We start from the raw sequence: 19,632 nt of genomic DNA, 5'->3' as shown, positions 1-19,632 counted from the left end.
CTTATCGTGTAGTTAGAGAATCTCGATCCAGCAGGCGGGAAAAAATATGGATGACAAGATCGTTATTTATCAAAAACCAACTTGCAGCAAATGCAGGGCGACCCTATCTTTGCTCAAAGAGAGTGGTGAAGAGTTCGAGTCAGTCAATTATTACGAGGTGCCTTTAACAGCGGATAAGCTGCGCGAGTTAATCCAAAAACTTAACCTGCCGGTGCGTGATATTCTCCGTAAAGATGAATCCGCAGCGCGTGATTTAAGTGCAGCGTCGGATGATGAAATTCTAGCAGCAATGGTTAGAAATCCGGACCTGATTCAGCGGCCCATCGTGGTGCGGGGTAGCCAAGCCAAACTATGCCGCCCGCCAGAGAATGTATTGGAGCTGCTTAAATAAGATCAACAGTAGTTGCTCTCTGTTGTTGCGTGTATTATCTGCGGTACTTCTGATAGGTAAAAGTAAGGATCAGTGCTGACATTGCACTGATCCTTATTGTGATGTTTGTTGTGCTGCGCCTTACTCTGCGGCTGCTGCGTTTTTGTTATTACCAGAAGAAGCACGCGCGGGCAGTTTCTCGCGAATCCGGGCCGACTTGCCTGCGCGGTCTCTGAGGTAATAAAGTTTTGCACGGCAAACGTCACCGCGGCGCTTAATTTCTATGCTCGCTATCAATGGCGAATAGGTCTGGAAAGTACGTTCAACACCTTCTCCGCTTGAAATCTTCCGTACTGTGAACGCTGAATTCAAACCACGATTACGTTTGGCTATTACGACACCTTCGTAAGCCTGAACGCGTTTACGATCGCCTTCAACCACATTAACGCTGACAATGACGGTATCTCCCGGAGAGAAATCAGGTATTTCTTTATTCAGGCGTTTAATTTCTTCTGCTTCTAATTGTTCGATGATGTTCATGATATTTCCCCTCTTTCTACCTGGATTTACAGGATTGTTTAAATTCTTCCAACAGTTTTTCTTCTTCTCGCGTCAAGCCATGCGAAAATTTTAACGCGAATAAATCAGGCCGCTTTAACCATGTTCTGCCGAGTGCTTGCTGCAAGCGCCAACGGCGGATATAGGCATGATTGCCTGACATCAATATTTCCGGTACACGATTTCCTTGATACACCTCAGGGCGAGTGTAATGCGGATAATCCAATAATCCCTCCACAAATGAATCTTGATTTGCAGATTCGGGATCTCCTAGAGCGCCCGGGATTTGCCGCACTATACAGTCAATTAACACCATTGCAGCCAGCTCGCCGCCGGAAACTACATAATCGCCAATTGAGATTTCAATTTCAACTTGACGATTGATTAAGCGCTCATCCACGCCTTCATATCGCCCGCACAGCAAAATAAGTCCTGGCAGTTTGCTCAGTTGCGTGACCATTTGGTGGTCAAGCCGCTTTCCCTGCGGTGTTAGATAAGCAACCGTGGGTTTTTCAATCCCGGCAGCATGCTGTCTCGCTCTGGCTTGTATGATGGCATCTTCCAACGGTTGAGCCATCATGACCATTCCGGGGCCACCCCCGTACGGACTATCATCGACAGTACGATAATTATTGCTGGTAAAGTCGCGCGGATTCCATGTGTTGAGTCGAAAGATATTATTCTTGTTCGCTTTTCCTGTTATGCCATAGTGCGTGATGGCATTAAACATTTCCGGAAATAGCGTAATAACATCGCATTCAAAAGGCATCGCTTATTATTACCTTAATCGTCTTTGCCCCAATCTACAATAACTCGAGAAAGCTTTAAATCAACTTTGATGATGAACTGATCAACAAAGGGGATAAGAATTTCTTTTTTATCCTCGCTCCCATTTTGTATGCACAAAACATCATTTGCGCCCGTCTCAAGTAAGCCAACAATCTTACCTAATTCTTCACCCGCTAGATTTTGCACCGTAGTGCCAATCAAATCCGACCAATAATAACCATCCATTCCATTTTCTGATAAATCAGGAAGCTGGTCGCGCGGAACTGCTATCTGCATTCCGTTTAATGCGAAGGCTTGTGTGCGATCGGTATATTCGGCGAATTTTGCATTCAGGATGCTGCCATTCATACGGCCGGAAACAACATGCACTTTCTGCCAGTCTTTGTTATCTTTACTTAACCACCATACTGGATATTGCATTAATCCATCGATGTATTCTGTATACGGATTAACTTTTACCCAGCCATAAACGCCAAATGGGCCGATAATATGGCCCATTATCACCATCGGTGTATTTTGTTCGCTTATTTTAGCTATTTGCTGATGCGACTTTGCTGGTGGAAAACTGTTTGATTAACCGGGTTGCCGTTGACGATAACTGCGCACCTTGAGATTGCCAATAAGCAACGCGATCTAATTGAACGCGCAATGCTTCTTCTTTCCCAGCGGCTCGCGGATTATAAAAGCCTACACGTTCGATAAACCGACCGTCACGTGCGTAGCGGGAATTAGCCACTACCATATTAAAAAACGGACGTTTTTTTGCACCACCCCTTGCCAATCTAATTATAACCATGTTTTTCCTATAAACCTGTCAGTCTAAAAGTATGAAGCTTGAATTTAATTAACATTTAATTTTACAGTAATTCTTGCGATTCTGACAAGTGCTAAAATAGCCATGAATTACTATGATGCTATTAAAGTAAGTGCGGATACTATGTCCAATTACAGTATTTCTGAAGCGGGATTATAAATTGCTCTCAAAGTTTTCCAAGAACTTGATTATCGATGAATCAAACCAGTGCGTTTCATGCGGTTTATGTTTGCCGCATTGTCCTACTTATCGTGTGTTGAAATCAGAAGCGGATTCTCCGCGTGGGCGTATCGCTTTAATGAATGGTGTTGCGAATGGGCGGATTGCTTTGAATGCGCGATTTATTCAGCATATGGATCGTTGTTTGACGTGCCGGGCTTGCGAAGCGGTTTGTCCGAATAGTGTTTCCTATGGACGTTTAATCGATGAAACGCGTGCCTTGATTGCGGATCAATCAAAATCTGCAGCAGCCGCCCGGAAATCAAGCTGGCGCATTGCACTGGAACGGCTATTGCTGACCCAGCCTGCGCGTTTGGACCGGTTGCGCCGATTGCTGCATTTCCTGCAGAAACGAGAATGGTTGCGCGGGTTGCGGAAATTAGGTTTGATCGAAAAAAATCGAATATTTAAATTCATTGCTCAGCTTCCTGTAGTTAAGTTTCCCTATACAACGCCTGCGGATGGAGAAAATACTGCAAGCAATAACGGCACTTGGCGGCCGGTTTATCCCGCGCAGGGTGAGAAACGTGGTGAAGTCGCATTATTTTTGGGGTGTGTGGCGCGTGTGACCGATGTAGCTACCTTAAATTCGAGTATTTATGTATTGAATCGCTTGGGTTACACAGTCCATATTCCGCGCGATCAAACGTGCTGTGGTGCTATCTATCAGCATAGCGGCGCGCTGGAGCAAGCCAATGCGCTGGTGGGGCGGAATAAAACGGCTTTTGCTGAATTTGATGCGGTGATCAGTACCGCATCGGGTTGCGGTGTGCAATTGCTGGAGTCCGGCGTTGCCGGTGAGCAGGGCAAAGTTATGGATATCAGCCAGTTTCTGATGGCAGTAAAGGGGTGGGAGAGTATTGGCCTTGCGTCATTGGCGCAAAAAATTCTGGTGCACGAGCCGTGCAGTTTGAGGCATGTATTGCGTGAGCAGGCATATCCTTATCAATTGATTGCCCGGATACCTGGCGCGGAAGCGGTGTCCTTGGCTGGTAATGACCAATGCTGCGGTGCTGCGGGTACTTATTTCATCGATCAGCCCGAAATTGCGGATATGTTGCTGCAAAACAAGATAACTACGGTGAAGGAAAGCAAGGCTCAGTACTTGGTGACTTCGAATATCGGTTGCGCGATGCATCTGGCCAATGGATTGTATGAAAAAGGAATTCATGTCGAAGTGTTGCATCCGGTTACATTGCTGGCTAGACAAATGGGGTTGGAATTATAACCGGGTAAATTTTAGTGTACCTAAATGCGGGCATATCGGCCTATAATGACGCGTCAATTCTTATTCAAGGATGAGGTAAAAGACGATGATTACTATCGATAAGCTTATCATTGGTTTTGACAGCGCCCTGCGGACACTCTCGACACCGGCCCAGACCTTGCGGCCTGTGCCTGGCAATGAACTGCCGGAAGCTGAGATGACGGATGCGGAAAAACGATTGTCGTGTGCATTGATGCGGGTGAACCATGTCGGTGAAGTGTGCGCGCAAGCGTTGTATCAGGGGCAGGGGCTGACAGCACGCAATGAGACGGTACAGCAAACGCTGATGCAGGCCGCGCGTGAAGAAACCGAGCATCTGGCCTGGACAGAGCGCCGTATCGCTGAACTGGGTGGGCATAAGAGTTTCCTGAACCCGCTATGGTACGGCGGATCTTTTGCCATCGGTGTTGTGGCAGGCATGCTGGGGGATAAGTGGAATCTGGGTTTTCTTGCCGAAACGGAACACCAGGTCGGCGCCCATCTGGCCGGTCATCTAGAGCTGCTGCCCAATCATGACGAGAAAAGCCGTGCCATCGTGTCGCAAATGAAAATTGATGAAGCCAGTCATGCGACCATGGCATTGTCATACGGTGGCGCAGAATTGCCGTTGCCGGTGAAGTTAACCATGAAACTTGGATCGAAATTAATGACTCATACCGCATACTGGGTCTGAGCGCGGCATTACATTGGAAAGATATCGGATAAGAGAGAAATCAGAATAGTCAGGTCATCGGTCAAAAAACATTCGCAATGAAAAGTATTAATCTGACACATCATTTTCTAATTGCAATGCCGGCAATGGCAGATTCTGTTTTTTCCAAAACACTGACGTATATTTGTGAACATAACGAGCAAGGTGCGCTAGGTATCGTCATCAACCGTCCCACCGATCTGACACTGATCAACCTTTTTAAACAATTGGGAATTCCACCAGCAGATTCTCTCGCGGACGCGGCGCCTGTGTTATTTGGCGGGCCGGTCCAACTCGATTGCGGATTCGTGTTGCATCAACCGGTCGGTAAGTGGCAATCCACGCTGGCCGTGAATGGGGAAGTGGGATTAACTACCTCATTGGATATTTTAAAAGCAATCGCCAATGCCGAGGGGCCCGATCAAGTCTTGATCGCGATGGGTTATGCAGGCTGGGCTGCAGGGCAAATCGAGCATGAGTTGGCGCAGAATGCCTGGTTGACCGTGCCTGCATCAACGAACGTGATATTCGATATGCCAACAGAAGAGAGGCTACCGGCTGCGATGCAGCTGTTGGGGATTCAGGATGCCAATCTCTCCAATGAAGTCGGGCATGCCTAAATTTTAGTTCGTATGACGGAAAGTCTTCTCGATGAGCCACCGGAAAATCATGTGCCAGACCAGTTTCCAGCCGGAGCTGTGCTGGCCTTTGATTTTGGAAAAAAACGCATTGGTGTGGCGATTGGTAATACAGCCGTGGGGGTGGCGCACCCGCTGGCAACGGTGGACAGTGAAGTGACGGAACGGCGTTTCGCGCTGATCGGGCAACTGATCCAAACCTGGCAGCCGGTTTTGCTGGTTGTGGGTTTGCCGCTGCATAGCGACGGCACGGTGCATGAATTGACGCAATTAAGCCAGCGTTTCGCGCGACGGCTGTCAGGCCGTTTTAATATCAAAGTGATCATGAAAGACGAGCGTTATACCAGCGAAACAGCCAGTGCAACGTTACGCGAAGCCGGTATCACGGGAAGAAAACAAAAAGCGGTATTGGATCAGGTCGCGGCACAACAAATCCTTCAATCATTCTTTGACGAGCAGTATGCAATTACCAGACGCTGAGAAAGCATTCGACAGTCTTGCTAAAAAAATCCAAGCCGATGCGGGCAGGGATTTTGCGCTGGTCGGTATTCACACCGGTGGAGTGTGGCTGGCCGAGCGCCTGCATCAAGCGCTGGGGACCAAGCAACCGCTGGGAACGCTGGACGTTGCTTTTTATCGCGACGATTTCGATAAGATAGGCTTGCATCCACAGGTTAAACCATCGGAAATACCGTTCGTAGTGGAAGGCGCGCATATTCTGCTGGTGGACGATGTGTTGCAAACGGGACGGACCATTCGTGCCGCAATCAATGAATTGTTCGATTACGGCCGTCCCGCTTCGATTAGTTTTGCTGCTTTGGTTGACCGGGGCGGCAGGGAATTGCCGATAACCGCGCAATATACCGGCATTACGCTGGAGTTACCGGCGGATAAAATGCTTGAGTTAAAGTGTGGAAAGAACGGAAAGTTAAGCTTTCATTTGTACGATAAGAGCATGCCCGAATGATCAATAGGAACCCGCAGCTGGATGAAAATGGCGTGTTGCAGCATTTGCTGACAACCGAGGGATTACCCGCTTCTGTTTTATTGCATATCCTCGATACCGCAGAGTCATTTGTCGGTGTCACGGAACGTGATGTCAAGAAAATCCCTTTATTGCGCGGGAAGTCGATATTCAATCTTTTTTTTGAACCCAGCACGCGCACGCGCACAACCTTTGAAATTGCCGCCAAACGTTTATCGGCGGATGTGTTCAATCTCAATATTGCCGTTTCTGCACAATCCAAAGGTGAAACACTGCTGGACACGGTCAATAATCTTTCCGCGATGAACGCGGATATGTTTGTCGTGCGGCATGCGCAGAGCGGCGCGGCGCACTTGATTGCGAAGCATGTGCAGCCGGAGATTCATGTGATCAATGCCGGTGATGGCAGCCACGCACACCCGACGCAAGCGTTATTGGATATGTTCACGATCCGGCGCTACAAAAGCGATTTTCGTAATTTGCGCGTGGCTATTATTGGCGACATTTTGCATTCACGGGTCGCGCGCTCCCAGATTCATGCATTGACCACGCTCGGTGTGCCGGAAGTACGTGTGATCGCGCCTAAAACGCTGCTGCCCAAAATGGTGGAGCGTTTGGGGGTGCATGTTTATCACGATATGGCGAAGGGACTGAAGGATATCGATGTGCTGATGATGTTGCGCTTGCAGAATGAGCGCATGAAAGGCGCGAATTTACCCAGTCCGGAGGAATATTTTAAATATTATGGGCTGACCCCGGAAAAACTGTCGCTCGCCAGGCGCGATGCCATTGTGATGCATCCGGGGCCGATGAATCGCGGTGTCGAGATTGATTCGGAAGTCGCGGATGGCAAACAATCGGTAATTCTCCCGCAAGTGACATTCGGCATAGCGGTGCGCATGGCGGTGATGTCAATTCTGGCAGGCAATCAGGTTTAGAGGCGGTTGCATGAAAATTCATATTAAAAATGGGCGCTTGATCGATCCCAAAAACGGTATCGATGCCGTGCAGGATATTTTTATTGCCAAAGGTAAAATCGTTGCCATCGGCACGGCGCCGGATGAATTTCAGGCCAGCCGTGTGATTGATGCGCAATCGCTTGTCGTGTGTCCGGGGTTGGTCGATTTGTCGGTGCGTCTGCGTGAACCGGGGCTGGAATATATGGCCACGCTGGAATCCGAAATGGCTGCGGCGGTTGCCGGTGGCGTCACGAGCATTGCTTGCCCGCCGGACACCGATCCACCCTTGGATGAACCGGGATTGGTGGAAATGCTGAAACATCGCGCCAAAAGCCTCAATCAGGCGCATGTCTATCCGATTGGCGCATTGACGCAAGGGTTGAAGGGTGAACGCTTAACCGAGATGGCCGAACTGAACGACGCCGGATGCGTGGTTTTTGGGCAACCGGACGGGTTATTGCCGAACTTGCGGGTGCTCATGCAGGCCATGTTGTATGCATCGACATTCGGTTTTAGCGTGTGGCTGCGTCCGCAGGAAATCACGTTGACCGGCGATGGGGTGGCGCATGATGGTGAAGTGGCGACCCGGCTGGGTTTGCTGACCGTTCCAGTGTGCGCTGAAACGATTGCCATCGGTAATATTATTTTATTGACCAAGGAAACCGGCGTCAGAGTGCACTTGTGCCGGATTTCCAGCGCTGAGGGTCTGGCGATGATTCGTTCAGCCAGACAGCAAGGTTTGCCGATCACTTGCGATGTGTCGATTAATCATTTGCACCTGTCGGATATGGATATCGGATTTTTTGATTCCAATTGTCATCTGATGCCGCCATTGCGCAGCTCGAGTGATCGCGATGCGTTGCGTCATGGTTTGCTGGATGGCACGATCGGCGCGATTTGTTCGGATCATGCACCGGTAGATGAAGACGCCAAATTATTACCGTTCGGTCAATCCGAGGTGGGTGCGACGGGAGTGGAGTTGTTGCTGCCGCTCACTTTGAAATGGGGATCGGAAATGCGGCTGCCGTTGCCCAACGTGTTATCCAAGATTACCTCGGATCCGGCCCGGATACTGGGAATTGACGCAGGGCATTTATCGCTCGGCAGTGCTGCGGATATCTGTATTTTTGATCCTGACCATTACTGGAAGGTGACCTCGTCAGCCATTTTAAGCCAAGGAAAGAACACGCCCTTTATGGGGATGGAAATTCCGGGTGGCGTTAAATATACCTTGGTAAATGGTCATATTGTTTATGAGCACTGAACTGGGCGGCATTTTGTTTATTCAGCAGCACAATTGTTACAGAATTTGTTTTTAACTGATTATTTGGAGCAACATGTCAAACCCATTACTTGATTTTTCCGGACTGCCGCGTTTTGCAGAAATCAACAACGAACATATCACACCGGCGATTGAAACCTTGTTAAAGGAAAATCGCGCGGTGATTGATAAGGTGCGGGCGGATGACAAAGCGCCTACCTGGAAAACTTTTGTGCAGCCAATGACGGATGCCAATGAACGGTTATCCCGTGCCTGGGGGCAGGTGTCGCATCTGAACGCGGTGATGAATACGCCGGAACTGCGTGAGATCTATAATGCCAATCTGCCTTTGATCACGCAGTTTTATGCCGAGTTATCGCAGGATGTGCGGTTGTTTGAGAAATTTAAACAGTTACGTGCAAGTGCGGAATTCGACCAACTGACGCCGGCACGGAAGCGAATCATCGACAATGAATTGCGCGATTTCCGTTTGGGTGGTGCTGAGTTGCCGACTGAGCAGAAACAACGTTTCTTGCAAATCCAGGAAGAACTATCAAAATTGACGTCCACGTTCAGCGATAATTTGCTGGATGCCACCAATGCTTATTCATTATTGATTGACGATGCGGAGAAGGTGGCGGGTATTCCGGATGATGTGCTGCAATCGGCGCAACAGTCAGCCGCAGCGGATGGCAAAACAGGCTGGAAATTCACCCTGCACATGCCATCGTATCTTCCCGTGCTGCAATATGCCGATAACCGCGATTTGCGCGAACAGATGTATCGCGCCTATGCGACGCGTGCCAGCGAGTTCGATAGTCAGGGGGATTCGAGCAAGGATAATATGCCGCTGATCAATAAAATATTGGAACTACGCCGTGAAGCGGCGCACATGCTGGGCTATGATAATTATGCTGAGGTTTCGCTGGCCACAAAAATGGCAACTTCTCCGCAGCAAGTTTTGGATTTTCTGACGAAACTGGCGGTTAAGGCAAAACCCTATGCTGTGGCCGACCTACAAGCACTGCAACAGTTTGCCGCGGAGAAATTGAATCTGAAGAAACTTGAAGCATGGGATTTGGCGTATGTCAGCGAGAAATTGCAGCAAGAGCGCTACGCTTTTTCGGATCAGGAGGTTAAGCAATACTTCCCTGAAGATAAAGTATTGACCGGTATGTTTAAAGTGGTGGAAAAGCTGTACGGTATCCGCATCACGCTTGCGGCGTCTGCACGCAATATTCAGTGCTGGCATCCCGATGTGAAGTTTTTTGATATTCATGACGCCAACGGTGAATTGATCGGTCAATTTTATTTGGATCTCTACGCCCGGCCAACTAAACGCGGCGGTGCTTGGATGGATGACGCGATTACACGCCGCCGGATCGATGATCAGCAATCGACGAAGCACACTATACAATTACCCGTTGCCTACCTTACGTGTAATTTCTCAGCGCCGGTTACTATGGATCATCAACCGCGCCCGGCTTTATTTACGCATAATGAAGTGATCGTGCTATTTCATGAATTCGGTCATGGTTTGCATCATTTGATGACCAAAGTGGAAGACTTGGGTGTATCCGGAATTAACGGCGTTGAATGGGACGCGGTGGAGTTGCCGAGCCAGTTCATGGAAAATTTTTGCTGGGAGTGGGATGTGTTGACCGGAATGACTCAGCACATTGAAACAGGAGAGTCATTACCCAAAGCGCTGTTCGATAAGATGATAAAAGCCAAGAATTTCCAAAGTGGCTTGCAGATGTTGCGGCAGATTGAGTTTGCGCTGTTCGATATGCATGTGCACTTCGATTTTAAACCGGATGGCGATCGGACGGTATTGCAGTTATTGGATGATATCCGCAATCAGGTCGCAGTAATTATTCCACCGGACTTTAACCGTTTCCCCAACAGTTTCGCGCATATTTTTGCAGGTGGCTATGCCGCGGGGTACTATAGTTATAAGTGGGCAGAAGTGCTTTCGGCGGATGCTTACAGCATGTTTGAAGAAACCGCTTCGGATGGCGTGGTGAATGCAGCTACGGGTTCGCATTTTCTGGAAGAAATTCTGGCTGTGGGAGGAAGCCGCTCCGCACTCGAGTCATTTATTGCGTTTCGAGGACGTGAGCCGGAATTGGATGCGTTATTGCGCCATAGCGGGATGGAAGCGGCTTAACCGGAGAATTGCATTGTTTTGTCCATTCTATTGTTGAGTCATAATTTATAAAGTGCAGGCATAATCTGTCGTATATTGAACGCCGGGCGCCTGATGAACTGGAAACTTTGTAATTATTCCGCATAATATCGATGGATGGCCGCCTGAACAAAAATAGCACTTTGTGCGGGGTTGTATTGAACCTATCGTATAAATGTGGCAAGATCGATCGAAATTTTTATTAGAAGAAATAAGAACATGATTAATATTATCCGTACCGTAGCTGTTGCTGTACTGGTTTCTGGTTTGTTTTTAACGGGTTGTGCCTCAACGAAGACAACGGCGAGTGCGAATGTGAACAACCAAAATGGTGTGAATGATCCTCTGGAATCCATGAATCGCGCTGTTTTTAATTTCAATGAAATGGTGTACGACAATGTTTTTGACCCTGTGGCCAGAGGCTATAAGCGGGTAACACCCGATCCGGTTGAATTGGTTGTCGGAAACTTTTTCTCCAATTTGAACGAAGTGGTGGTAATCACTAACTCCGTGCTGCAATTAAATTATGAGAGCGCGCTTGCCAGCAGTGCACGTTTATTGGTCAATACCACTTTTGGGATATTCGGCATGATCGATATCGCGAGTGATATCAGTGCTGTGAGCGATATTAATCTCAACAAACGAAACGAAGATTTCGGTCAGACACTGGGACGCTATGGAGTCGGCAGCGGACCTTACATCGTATTGCCTTTGCTGGGGCCAAGTTCTGTTCGCGATACATTCGGTATCGCTGTCGACAGCTTCTTTATGGATCCTGTGACACAAGGGGTGACCGGTGTTTTTATGACCGATGTTCCTTATCTTAATAAAACAGCGCTACGTTTCCCTGTGGCTGCAGCGAGAACGGTTAATGCACGAGCACAATTCCTGGAACAAGATAAGACACTGGAAGAAGCTGCATTGGATAAGTATGAATTCGTGCGCGATGCTTATTTGCAAAGACGTACAAGTCTGGTGAACAATAAGGCTGAAGAAAAATAAATAGCGCGGGAGTCGTTTTGATCTTCGGATGCATGCCGCATCCGTGCGCATACCAATAAAGTAGATACAAACAAGGCACATTGATTAGGAAGCTTACTCCGCTAATCAGTGTGCTTTGTTTTTTGTTAATCCAAAAAAGCAGCCGATTGCCGCTATGACGGTGCGATGACGGTCATAGGGTAAGCGTGAATGAGGTGGATTTAGAGATGGTGGAGATCTAAGTTAATGAAGAATCCCGTAGTTATTATAGGAAGTGGATTAGCCGGTTATGCGGTGGCGCGTGAATTACGTAAACTGAATACGGAACTTGATGTCGTCATGCTATCTGCTGATCATGGCGGTTTTTACTCCAAACCCATGCTGTCAAATGCATTGTCATCTGGGAAGACTCCCGAATCGATTGTCAACGGTGATGCAGTTCAAATGGCATCACAATTGAAGATTTCCATTCGCCCCCACTGTCGTGTCAGCGCGATTGATCAAACCGCGTGTGAAGTGACATTGGCCGATGGTGAGAAGATTATTTACAATCAATTGGTTTTGGCGTTGGGCGCTGATCAGGTGCATTTGCCGCTTTCGGGCGATGGTGTAGCGAATATATTGACTATTAATGATCTTGACGATTATAAAAAATTTCGCGTTGCACTGACCGGAAAAAAACGTATCAGCATTATTGGTGCGGGTTTGATTGGTTGTGAATTTGCCAATGATTTGGCAACCGCCGGTTATCATGTCGATGTGATAGATATCAGCGCACAGCCGCTGGGACGTCTTTTGCCGCCAGCGGGCGGGGTATTTATACGGCAAAGGCTGGAAGCTGTGGGTGTGGCTTTTCATTTGAATGCAACCACACAGTCCGTTGATCAGGTGCAAGAAAAGCTACGTCTGACATTCGCCGACGGAAGTGCAATTGAGTCTGATATCGTTCTGTCCGCAGTCGGGTTACGTGCGCGTACGCAACTGGCGGCATCGGCCGGTATTTCGGTTAATCGGGGAATTGTCGTGAATCGCTTATTACAAACGCAGTTTGACAATATCTACGCCTTGGGTGATTGCGCCGAAGTGGCAGGAAAAGTGCTGCCTTTTGTGATGCCGATTACGCATGCAGCCCGGGCTCTGGCGGCAACGCTTGCAGGTAATCCGACAGAAGTTCGTTATCCAGCGATGCCGGTTATCGTTAAAACACCTGCATGTCCCGCGGTTGTTTCGCCGCCTGATTTCACTATAAAAGGTGAATGGCATGTGGAAGCCGATCAGAATGGCGTAAAGGCACTCTATAAAGATGATGCCGGTCGATTGCTCGGTTATGCTTTGTTAGGTGCGGCGACGCAGGAGAAAAATAGCCTCACTCCTCATTTACCTCCGGTATTGGAGTAAGAAACATTTCTTGCTTTTGATGATCTACTCTCGGACGAGCCATTAAAAATTTACGATATTTACAGCGATGAAATTTCTCTTTGATCTATTTCCGGTAATTTTATTTTTCCTGGCGTTCAAGCTGTACGATATCTTCATCGCCACGGCGGTTGCGATGGTCGCAGCGATTGCACAAATAGTCTGGCTTTGGTTTCGCAATCGCCACGTCGATAAAATGATGTGGATCAATTTGGCTGTTATTGTCATTTTTGGCGGTGCGACATTAATATCCCAGGATGAAACGTTTATCAAATGGAAACCGACCGTGTTGTATTGGTTAATCGCAACCGTTTTAATGGGATCCCATGTAATTTTTAGAAAAAACCTGATACAGGCAATGCTTGAGAAACAGATGGTTTTGCCGCCTTTTGTCTGGAGCAGACTCAATTTAAGCTGGGTGGGGTTTTTTCTAGCGATGGGGTGTGTCAACCTTTATGTCGCGTTTAGTTTTCCAGTAGATACCTGGGTTACATTTAAGCTTTTTGGTGCTACGGGATTGATGCTTGTTTTTGTTATCGCACAAGTGTTGATGTTAGGGAAGTATTTGAAAGATGCGCCGGCTGCATTGACTGAGGATGCTCCTGTCAGTGAGCCGGATGATTTCAAGGATGAAAGAGAAAATAAAGCGAACAAGGAACAATAATGTTATATGCCATTAATGGAGAAGATGTACCGGATAGCTTGGGAAAACGGATGACAGTCCGTCCGGAGCATCTGAAAAGAATTCAAGTATTACAGGATGAAGGACGCTTGGTTTTGGCCGGCCCTTATCCGGCTATCGACAGTCAAGACCCTGGTCCCGCAGGGTTTTCCGGCAGTCTGATTGTCGCCGAGTTTGAATCCCTGGAGGCAGCGCAGGCATGGGCTAACGCCGATCCTTACATTAGTGCGGGTGTCTATCAGAAAGTGATCGTGAAGCCTTTTAAAAAGGTGCTGCCGGCATAAAGCGATTGCACACCATTTCTTCAACAGTATCAAGTTATTCAATAGAAATAATGGTCTGTAGAGATTCACGTCGATTCAGTTAAGGCGTATACTTTCTCGCGGCGATATATTCTGGCGAATATAATTTTATCTCAATCACAAAAAAGGAAATTCAATGCGTTTGACGAAATTCTCACAGGCAATGATGATTAGTGTTTTAGGAGTGATTACACTATCAGCTCAAGCCCAATCAACAGGTACCGTGGCTAAGGTAAATGGCGTAGCAATTCCGCAATCACGTCTGGAATTAATGGTGAAGGCCAGTGCGGCGCAAGGACAGCCTGATGGTCCGGAAATGAGAAAGGCTTTGCGTGAAAATCTGATTGCTGAAGAGATTCTCGCGCAAGAAGCAGTGAAAAAGAAATTGGATAAAGATCCCGACGTAATCGCACAACTCGAAATAGCTCGCCAAGCAGTGCTGGTCAGAGCTTTTCAAGCGGACTACATAAGAAATAATGTGGTGAGTGAAGAGACCTTGCGCAAAGAATACGAAGTTCTGAAAGTGCAGATGGGAGATAAAGAATACAAGGCACGCCATATTCTTGTCGCCAATGAGAATGAAGCCAAGGATATTATTGCAAAACTCAAAAAAGGTGGTAATTTTGCAAAAATAGCTGAAGAGAAATCGGTTGATGACGGCAGTAAAGAAAATGGCGGTGAGCTTAATTGGAGTCCACCGGCAGCTTATGTCAGACCATTTTCCGAAGCACTGGTGAAATTATCCAAAGGCGGATTGACTGAACAACCCGTGCAAACTTCTTTTGGCTGGCACGTGATTCAGTTAATGGATATCCGTCCAATGGAAGTGCCGCCTTTTGAAGAAGTTAAGCAAAATATTCAACAACGTGTATTGCAGCGCGAATTTGGAACAGTGGTACAAGAATTACGCAGCAAAGCAAAAGTAGAGTAAAGCTTGTAATTGAGATGTGCCCTGAGTAGATCGGATTGTGATGTTGTGTTTCTACAGCGAAGCAGTTTTTTCTACTCGGGCAGAAAGTGCGCAAAGTAACTCATAGCTGGTTGTACCAGCGCTCTGAGCAACTTCATCAACACACAATCCCTTCCCCCACAATGTAACGGGGCTATTCAATCCGGCATTTTCAATACCGGTTAAGTCTACCGCGAGCATGTCCATTGACACTCGGCCCAACAACCGGCTGCGTTGATTATTGATCAATACGGGGGTGTTCGTCGGCGCGTGGCGTGGATATCCATCCGCGTAACCGCATGCGACAATGCCGATGCGCATTGGCTCGACCGTTTGAAAAAGGCCGTGATAACCGACTCTGTCACCAATTCCCAAATCCTGTGTAGCAATAATTCTGCTCGAAAGCGTCATGACGGGTTGCAGGTCCAACTCCGCCGCGGTTTTATCCGTGAAAGGCGAGGCCCCGTATAGCATAATGCCAGGGCGCACCCAATCGGCATGGGTGACAGGATAATGAATGATTGCTGCGGAATTTGCGAGTGATCTGGGATAATGGCGGTACTCTTTCGTGATGGCTGCGAAGTATTGTAATTGGCGAAGGACATTTTTTTCTTCGTCAGGTTCATCAGCGGAAGCAAAGTGTGTCATCAAGGTAATGTTTTTGTAGTATTGCTTCTCGATCAGTGTGCCGATGGCTTGTGAAAATTGCTGTGGTGCTAGCCCCAAACGATTCATTCCGGTATTAATCTTTATAAACAAATCGATGTTGTAATGCTTGGAAGCTGACAACATGGCAATTTGCTCAGCATGATGGATGACCGCGCTCAAACGGTATTGCTCAAGGATCGCTAATTCTTCGGTTGAAAAAAAACCTTCCAGGAGCAAGATCGGATGCTGGTAACCGGCATCACGCAGGCATATTGCCGCATCCAGCTCCAGTAATCCGAATCCATCGGCGTCTTTTAGGGCGCTGGCGCTATGGAGTAATCCATGACCGTAAGCATTGGCTTTAAGGATTGCCATGATGCGCGACTGTGGAGCATGTTTGCGGACTATGGACAGATTATGAGTTAAAGCGGCAAGGTCGATAAAAGCTTGGGTTGGGCGTGGCATGAATTTAATGTTCAGAATAAACAAGAGCGAGTATTATTCGCAAGTTTTTTTATAATAATCTAATTTTGTGATACCGATTTAACTATTATGTCGCCATAACTTAACATGCAAGGAGGCATGATATGCTAATCTAATCTTGTGCGCCCGACCGGAGGCGGTTGAAGGGATCAGCCGCTGGTGATTTTATTACATAAGTGATGTATTGCATGAAAGAATGATTCAGTCCTGAATCTACTCAGAAAAAATAAATATACAAGGAAATAGCTTGGAACGCGGTTTTTATACGATTATGGCGGCGCAGTTTTTCTCTTCATTAGCAGATAACGCGTTGCTGGTTGTGGCGATTGCACTGTTGATTGATTTACATGCACCTGCCTATTTAACACCCATGCTGAAGTTTGTTTTCGTGTTGTTCTACGTGATTCTGGCTCCTTTCGTTGGCGCATTTGCGGATTCTATGCCCAAAGGGCGCGTCATGTTTATTAGCAACACCATCAAAATTACCGGCTGCGGATTGCTCTTCATCGCCATGCATCAATATTTCGCATTGGCTGCGTACGCGGTAGTGGGGTTGGGTGCGGCTGCTTATTCGCCTGCCAAGTACGGCATTTTGACCGAATTATTGCCTGCGGAGAAATTGGTGATTGCCAATGGCTGGATCGAAGGGTTGACGGTAGCATCGATAGTATTGGGTACGGTATTGGGCGGAGTGCTGATTACTCCTTCCGTTGCCGGTGCGCTGCTGCAGTTTGATTTTCCTGTTATCGACACGGGAATCGATAACGCATTGGAAAGCGGTATTCTGATCATCGCTGTCATTTACGCCATCGCGGCGTTGTTCAATCTGTACATTCCGAATACCGGTGTTGATCATCGTATTCCCAAAAAGAATCCTTTCTTTCTGATTCACGAGTTTAGTCACTGTTTGAAATTATTATGGGCCGACAAGCTGGGACAAATCTCGCTTGCGGTGACCACGCTGTTTTGGGGGGCGGGCGCGACATTGCAGTTTATTGTGTTGAAATGGGCCGAAGTAGCGATGAATTATCCGCTCAATCAAGCCGCGCAATTGCAGGGTGTGGTCGCAGTGGGGATTGCCGTGGGTGCTGTGATGGCAGCCCGGTGGATTTCGCTGCGGCAGTCCGTCAAAGTAATCCCGTTGGGCATTGCGATGGGCATTGTTGTGATGGCGATGATTCTGGTAAAAGATCTATGGATCGCCATCGCATTGCTGATGCTGATTGGCGGATTGGCAGGATTCTTCGTCGTGCCGATGAATGCTTTACTGCAACATCGCGGACATATTTTGATGGGCGCCGGACATTCCATTGCGGTGCAAAATTTCAATGAAAACCTGAGTATTCTGGCGATGCTGTTACTCTATGCGTTGCTGATATGGTTTGAAGTGCACATCTATATTGTGATTGCCGCTTTCGGATTATTTGTTTCTGTCATGATGGCATTGATCCGGAAATGGCATTTGTTAAATCAAAGTAAAGAAGACTCACTTCATTTGATCGGGGCAAAAAAAATACACTGATTTCGCGTGGAGTGATGTTGCATGAAGAACAGATGCTATCGCAGCGATTGCATTGTTGTTTGTGCGAAACACAAATCTTTCCAAGCTTTTGCCTTTTCAGGCAAAGAACGCAGCAGATAAGCCGGATGGTAAGTAACAATCAACGGTATGCCTGAATAATCGTGTACTTTGCCACGCAAGCTGGAGATGCTGTCGTCGCACTTCAAAAGATTCTGTGCAGCAACCTTGCCCAACGCGACGATAAGCTTGGGTCTGATTAATGCGATCTGCCGGGTTAAGTAAGGCTCGCATTGGGCTGCCTCATTCGCGCTCGGATTTCTGTTATTGGGCGGGCGGCATTTGACAATATTGGCGATATAGACTTGCTCGCCGCGCTTTAAGTGAATCGCGGCGAGCATCTGGTCCAGCAGCTTGCCGGCTTGCCCGACAAACGGTTCACCAATTTCATCTTCGCGCGCGCCTGGACCTTCTCCAACGAATAGCCAATCGGCATTCTCAGCGCCAACGCCAAACACGGTTTGTGTGCGTGTTTGGCTTAGTGGGCACGCAACACAATGCGCTACCGCCGTCTTCAATTGATTCCAATCCATTTGTGCGATCGGCAACGTCTGCGTTGTGCTTTTCACAGGCTCGGACGGCAGCGGTGAATTTTCGTTTGCAGCAACATACGGCTCCGTGGCTTCGCTATGCTGGGTGGTATCTGATTTTAAGCGCCACACCGGCAGCAAATTCAATTCCTTCAGTATTTGTCTGCGCCGGGTGTTCATAACATCAGCCGCATAACAAGCGCATCTTCGCGTCCGCACATGGCGGGATAATAGCCTTTGCGTGTGGCGATATGCTGAAAACCCATTTGTTTATAGAGCTGTGCGGCACCTTGATTGGATTCGCGTACGTCCAGGAAAATCGATTTTGCACTTTGTTCTTTGGCATGCTGAATGAAGAATTGCAGCATTTTTTTCCCCAAGCCTTTTTTTTGCCAATTGGCGGCAATGCCGAGGGTGAGGATATGGGCTTCTTCGGGACTCATCATCATGATTCCGTAACCCATCAGCGTATCGGTTTGTTGCAGAACCCGGCACACATATCCGGTTTTGATGGAATCGGCAAAGTTTCCCAGTGACCAAGGGAACAGAAAGATTTCCCGTTCGATCAGGATAATACGATCCAAATCCGAGAGCTGCATCGGTCTAATTTCTATAGGTTGTTGCGCTACCATGTTCATCGCTCGTTTTCCTTTAGCGCGACTTTGTTGCGGATGTATACGGGCATTGCATGAGCCGGATCAACGCATGCGCCATCGCGGAATTTAGGAAGCGCAAGTTGCGCCACTTCGTGTGCTCGCGGGTGCAGTCCATAATGGATCTGCTGAATATGTTCGCGATACAACTGTGATAAATCCGGATAAACATCAAAACCGCTACCGCATCCATGCCACCCATTACCGGAAACTGCAGGCGCTTGTTGCGGCAGGCAAAGCGTGGGCGGGTTGATAGTTGTCCAATCAGCAGATGCCGACTTCTGATAGGCGGCATAATAAAGCTCACCCATACGGGCATCAAGGGCTACGATCACTTTCTCTGCATCAATTTGTTGCGCGACGGCTTCCAGTGTGCTGATTGCCGCAACCGGGAGACCGGTGGCGTAAGCCAAACCTTGCGCGACCCCACAAGCAATGCGTAGACCGGTGAATGATCCGGGGCCTGCGCCGAAAGCGATGCCATCCAATTGTTGCAATGCTAATTCTGCTTCGGCCAGGAATTTTTGTACCATAGGGAGAATCATTTCAGAATGATTGCGCCCGGCAAGGATTTCCTGACCGGATACTTTGCCGTCCAGACTGAGTGCAACGGAACAAAATTCAGTAGAGGTTTCGAGAGCGAGAATTTTCAAGTTAATTGCGGGCCGAG

General features: G+C 47.9%; 23 protein-coding genes. 15 read left to right on the top strand and 8 right to left on the bottom strand.

Features of this window, described 5'->3' with window-relative positions:
* The first annotated feature begins 46 nt into the window (after positions 1-46).
* Positions 47-391 (top strand): arsenate reductase family protein, encoded by a 345-nt coding sequence (locus DU481_RS03545; RefSeq protein ID WP_350132631.1) that lies wholly within the window; start codon positions 47-49, stop codon positions 389-391.
* Positions 392-511: 120 nt separating this feature from the next.
* Here the strand turns inward: DU481_RS03545 and rplS are convergent, their stop codons facing one another.
* From rplS to rpsP, 4 genes are read right to left on the bottom strand one after another with little or no spacing between them, the layout of a single operon-like run.
* Positions 512-910, bottom strand: coding sequence for a 50S ribosomal protein L19 (gene rplS, locus DU481_RS03540; protein ID WP_350132629.1), 399 nt, complete (start codon positions 908-910; stop codon positions 512-514).
* Between the two features lie 16 nt (positions 911-926).
* Positions 927-1,697: a tRNA (guanosine(37)-N1)-methyltransferase TrmD gene (gene trmD / locus DU481_RS03535; protein WP_350132627.1), complete on the bottom strand. Its 771-nt coding sequence runs from the start codon at positions 1,695-1,697 to the stop codon at positions 927-929.
* A 14-nt stretch (positions 1,698-1,711) separates the two neighbouring features.
* Positions 1,712-2,215, bottom strand: a complete 504-nt coding sequence (rimM, locus tag DU481_RS03530; RefSeq protein ID WP_350132625.1) for a ribosome maturation factor RimM — start codon at positions 2,213-2,215, stop codon at positions 1,712-1,714.
* A gap of 31 nt (positions 2,216-2,246) precedes the next feature.
* Positions 2,247-2,513 (bottom strand): 30S ribosomal protein S16, encoded by a 267-nt coding sequence (gene rpsP / locus DU481_RS03525; protein WP_350132623.1) that lies wholly within the window; start codon positions 2,511-2,513, stop codon positions 2,247-2,249.
* A 130-nt stretch (positions 2,514-2,643) separates the two neighbouring features.
* Here rpsP and DU481_RS03520 point away from each other — a divergent pair, with 130 nt between their 5' ends.
* The 13 genes from DU481_RS03520 to DU481_RS03460 all read left to right on the top strand — a co-directional run bounded on the left by DU481_RS03520 (position 2,644) and on the right by DU481_RS03460 (position 15,051).
* A complete protein-coding gene (locus DU481_RS03520) occupies positions 2,644-3,978 on the top strand; it encodes a (Fe-S)-binding protein (RefSeq protein ID WP_350132621.1) in 1,335 nt (444 codons plus the stop codon).
* Positions 3,979-4,063: 85 nt separating this feature from the next.
* Positions 4,064-4,690, top strand: coding sequence for a 2-polyprenyl-3-methyl-6-methoxy-1,4-benzoquinone monooxygenase (gene coq7 / locus DU481_RS03515; protein WP_350132620.1), 627 nt, complete (start codon positions 4,064-4,066; stop codon positions 4,688-4,690).
* A 77-nt stretch (positions 4,691-4,767) separates the two neighbouring features.
* Positions 4,768-5,328 carry a YqgE/AlgH family protein gene (locus tag DU481_RS03510; RefSeq protein ID WP_121165895.1) on the top strand — a complete coding sequence of 187 codons (561 nt, stop codon included), beginning with the start codon at positions 4,768-4,770 and terminating at the stop codon, positions 5,326-5,328.
* A 12-nt stretch (positions 5,329-5,340) separates the two neighbouring features.
* Positions 5,341-5,826 (top strand): Holliday junction resolvase RuvX, encoded by a 486-nt coding sequence (ruvX, locus tag DU481_RS03505; protein WP_350132618.1) that lies wholly within the window; start codon positions 5,341-5,343, stop codon positions 5,824-5,826.
* A complete protein-coding gene (gene pyrR, locus DU481_RS03500) occupies positions 5,807-6,313 on the top strand; it encodes a bifunctional pyr operon transcriptional regulator/uracil phosphoribosyltransferase PyrR (protein WP_350132616.1) in 507 nt (168 codons plus the stop codon). Before ruvX ends, pyrR begins: the two co-directional genes overlap by 20 nt.
* Positions 6,310-7,269, top strand: coding sequence for an aspartate carbamoyltransferase catalytic subunit (locus DU481_RS03495; RefSeq protein WP_350132614.1), 960 nt, complete (start codon positions 6,310-6,312; stop codon positions 7,267-7,269). The genes pyrR and DU481_RS03495 overlap by 4 nt, the downstream gene beginning before the upstream one ends.
* Positions 7,270-7,279: 10 nt before the next feature.
* A complete protein-coding gene (locus DU481_RS03490) occupies positions 7,280-8,554 on the top strand; it encodes a dihydroorotase (RefSeq protein WP_350132612.1) in 1,275 nt (424 codons plus the stop codon).
* A gap of 73 nt (positions 8,555-8,627) precedes the next feature.
* Positions 8,628-10,721, top strand: a complete 2,094-nt coding sequence (locus DU481_RS03485; protein ID WP_350132610.1) for a M3 family metallopeptidase — start codon at positions 8,628-8,630, stop codon at positions 10,719-10,721.
* A gap of 237 nt (positions 10,722-10,958) precedes the next feature.
* On the top strand, positions 10,959-11,741 hold the full coding sequence (locus tag DU481_RS03480; protein WP_350132608.1) for an MlaA family lipoprotein: 783 nt from the start codon (positions 10,959-10,961) through the stop codon (positions 11,739-11,741).
* A 225-nt stretch (positions 11,742-11,966) separates the two neighbouring features.
* The gene (locus tag DU481_RS03475; protein ID WP_350132606.1) at positions 11,967-13,118 is read left to right on the top strand and encodes an NAD(P)/FAD-dependent oxidoreductase; all 1,152 of its coding nucleotides are present in this window, start codon (positions 11,967-11,969) and stop codon (positions 13,116-13,118) included.
* 67 nt (positions 13,119-13,185) lie between these two features.
* Positions 13,186-13,800, top strand: coding sequence for a septation protein A (locus DU481_RS03470; protein ID WP_350132604.1), 615 nt, complete (start codon positions 13,186-13,188; stop codon positions 13,798-13,800).
* Positions 13,800-14,102 (top strand): YciI family protein, encoded by a 303-nt coding sequence (locus DU481_RS03465; RefSeq protein WP_350132602.1) that lies wholly within the window; start codon positions 13,800-13,802, stop codon positions 14,100-14,102. The genes DU481_RS03470 and DU481_RS03465 overlap by 1 nt, the downstream gene beginning before the upstream one ends.
* A gap of 154 nt (positions 14,103-14,256) precedes the next feature.
* Positions 14,257-15,051 carry a peptidylprolyl isomerase gene (locus tag DU481_RS03460; RefSeq protein WP_090315532.1) on the top strand — a complete coding sequence of 265 codons (795 nt, stop codon included), beginning with the start codon at positions 14,257-14,259 and terminating at the stop codon, positions 15,049-15,051.
* Between the two features lie 51 nt (positions 15,052-15,102).
* Here DU481_RS03460 and alr read toward each other — a convergent pair whose 3' ends face one another.
* Complete coding sequence (gene alr / locus DU481_RS03455) at positions 15,103-16,182, bottom strand: alanine racemase (RefSeq protein WP_350132600.1); 1,080 nt, start codon at positions 16,180-16,182, stop codon at positions 15,103-15,105.
* Positions 16,183-16,447: 265 nt separating this feature from the next.
* Here alr and lplT point away from each other — a divergent pair, with 265 nt between their 5' ends.
* Positions 16,448-17,722, top strand: coding sequence for a lysophospholipid transporter LplT (lplT, locus tag DU481_RS03450; RefSeq protein ID WP_090315536.1), 1,275 nt, complete (start codon positions 16,448-16,450; stop codon positions 17,720-17,722).
* Positions 17,723-17,757: 35 nt separating this feature from the next.
* On the opposite strand, the gene DU481_RS03445 is transcribed toward lplT, so the two are convergent.
* The 3 genes from DU481_RS03445 to tsaB are packed head-to-tail and all read right to left on the bottom strand — an operon-like array spanning position 17,758 to position 19,615.
* Positions 17,758-18,489 (bottom strand): uracil-DNA glycosylase, encoded by a 732-nt coding sequence (locus DU481_RS03445; protein ID WP_350132598.1) that lies wholly within the window; start codon positions 18,487-18,489, stop codon positions 17,758-17,760.
* Entirely contained in the window at positions 18,486-18,947 is a 462-nt protein-coding gene (rimI, locus tag DU481_RS03440; protein WP_350132596.1) for a ribosomal protein S18-alanine N-acetyltransferase, read from the bottom strand. Before rimI ends, DU481_RS03445 begins: the two co-directional genes overlap by 4 nt.
* Positions 18,944-19,615, bottom strand: a complete 672-nt coding sequence (gene tsaB, locus DU481_RS03435; RefSeq protein WP_350132594.1) for a tRNA (adenosine(37)-N6)-threonylcarbamoyltransferase complex dimerization subunit type 1 TsaB — start codon at positions 19,613-19,615, stop codon at positions 18,944-18,946. The genes rimI and tsaB overlap by 4 nt, the downstream gene beginning before the upstream one ends.
* Positions 19,616-19,632 lie beyond the last annotated feature (17 nt).

The organism is Nitrosomonas sp. (assembly GCF_040240425.1).
Lineage (GTDB): Bacteria > Pseudomonadota > Gammaproteobacteria > Burkholderiales > Nitrosomonadaceae > Nitrosomonas.
The sequence above is the reverse complement of the archived record's forward strand: the minus strand, read 5'-3'. Positions and strand labels throughout refer to the sequence as shown.

Excerpts from the sequence above, each read along its gene's own strand:
- DU481_RS03445 (WP_350132598.1), bottom strand. The coding sequence starts at position 18,489 with ATGAACACCCGGCGCAGACAAATACTGAAGGAATTGAATTTGCTGCCG.
- alr (WP_350132600.1), bottom strand. The coding sequence starts at position 16,182 with ATGCCACGCCCAACCCAAGCTTTTATCGACCTTGCCGCTTTAACTCAT.
- DU481_RS03470 (WP_350132604.1), top strand. The coding sequence starts at position 13,186 with ATGAAATTTCTCTTTGATCTATTTCCGGTAATTTTATTTTTCCTGGCG.
- rimM (WP_350132625.1), bottom strand. The coding sequence starts at position 2,215 with ATGGGCCATATTATCGGCCCATTTGGCGTTTATGGCTGGGTAAAAGTT.
- DU481_RS03485 (WP_350132610.1), top strand. The coding sequence starts at position 8,628 with ATGTCAAACCCATTACTTGATTTTTCCGGACTGCCGCGTTTTGCAGAA.
- rimI (WP_350132596.1), bottom strand. The coding sequence starts at position 18,947 with ATGAACATGGTAGCGCAACAACCTATAGAAATTAGACCGATGCAGCTC.
- DU481_RS03495 (WP_350132614.1), top strand. The coding sequence starts at position 6,310 with ATGATCAATAGGAACCCGCAGCTGGATGAAAATGGCGTGTTGCAGCAT.
- DU481_RS03465 (WP_350132602.1), top strand. The coding sequence starts at position 13,800 with ATGTTATATGCCATTAATGGAGAAGATGTACCGGATAGCTTGGGAAAA.
- coq7 (WP_350132620.1), top strand. The coding sequence starts at position 4,064 with ATGATTACTATCGATAAGCTTATCATTGGTTTTGACAGCGCCCTGCGG.
- DU481_RS03545 (WP_350132631.1), top strand. The coding sequence starts at position 47 with ATGGATGACAAGATCGTTATTTATCAAAAACCAACTTGCAGCAAATGC.
- ruvX (WP_350132618.1), top strand. The coding sequence starts at position 5,341 with ATGACGGAAAGTCTTCTCGATGAGCCACCGGAAAATCATGTGCCAGAC.
- DU481_RS03475 (WP_350132606.1), top strand. The coding sequence starts at position 11,967 with ATGAAGAATCCCGTAGTTATTATAGGAAGTGGATTAGCCGGTTATGCG.
- DU481_RS03510 (WP_121165895.1), top strand. The coding sequence starts at position 4,768 with ATGAAAAGTATTAATCTGACACATCATTTTCTAATTGCAATGCCGGCA.
- rpsP (WP_350132623.1), bottom strand. The coding sequence starts at position 2,513 with ATGGTTATAATTAGATTGGCAAGGGGTGGTGCAAAAAAACGTCCGTTT.
- DU481_RS03480 (WP_350132608.1), top strand. The coding sequence starts at position 10,959 with ATGATTAATATTATCCGTACCGTAGCTGTTGCTGTACTGGTTTCTGGT.
- pyrR (WP_350132616.1), top strand. The coding sequence starts at position 5,807 with ATGCAATTACCAGACGCTGAGAAAGCATTCGACAGTCTTGCTAAAAAA.
- trmD (WP_350132627.1), bottom strand. The coding sequence starts at position 1,697 with ATGCCTTTTGAATGCGATGTTATTACGCTATTTCCGGAAATGTTTAAT.
- DU481_RS03490 (WP_350132612.1), top strand. The coding sequence starts at position 7,280 with ATGAAAATTCATATTAAAAATGGGCGCTTGATCGATCCCAAAAACGGT.
- rplS (WP_350132629.1), bottom strand. The coding sequence starts at position 910 with ATGAACATCATCGAACAATTAGAAGCAGAAGAAATTAAACGCCTGAAT.
- DU481_RS03460 (WP_090315532.1), top strand. The coding sequence starts at position 14,257 with ATGCGTTTGACGAAATTCTCACAGGCAATGATGATTAGTGTTTTAGGA.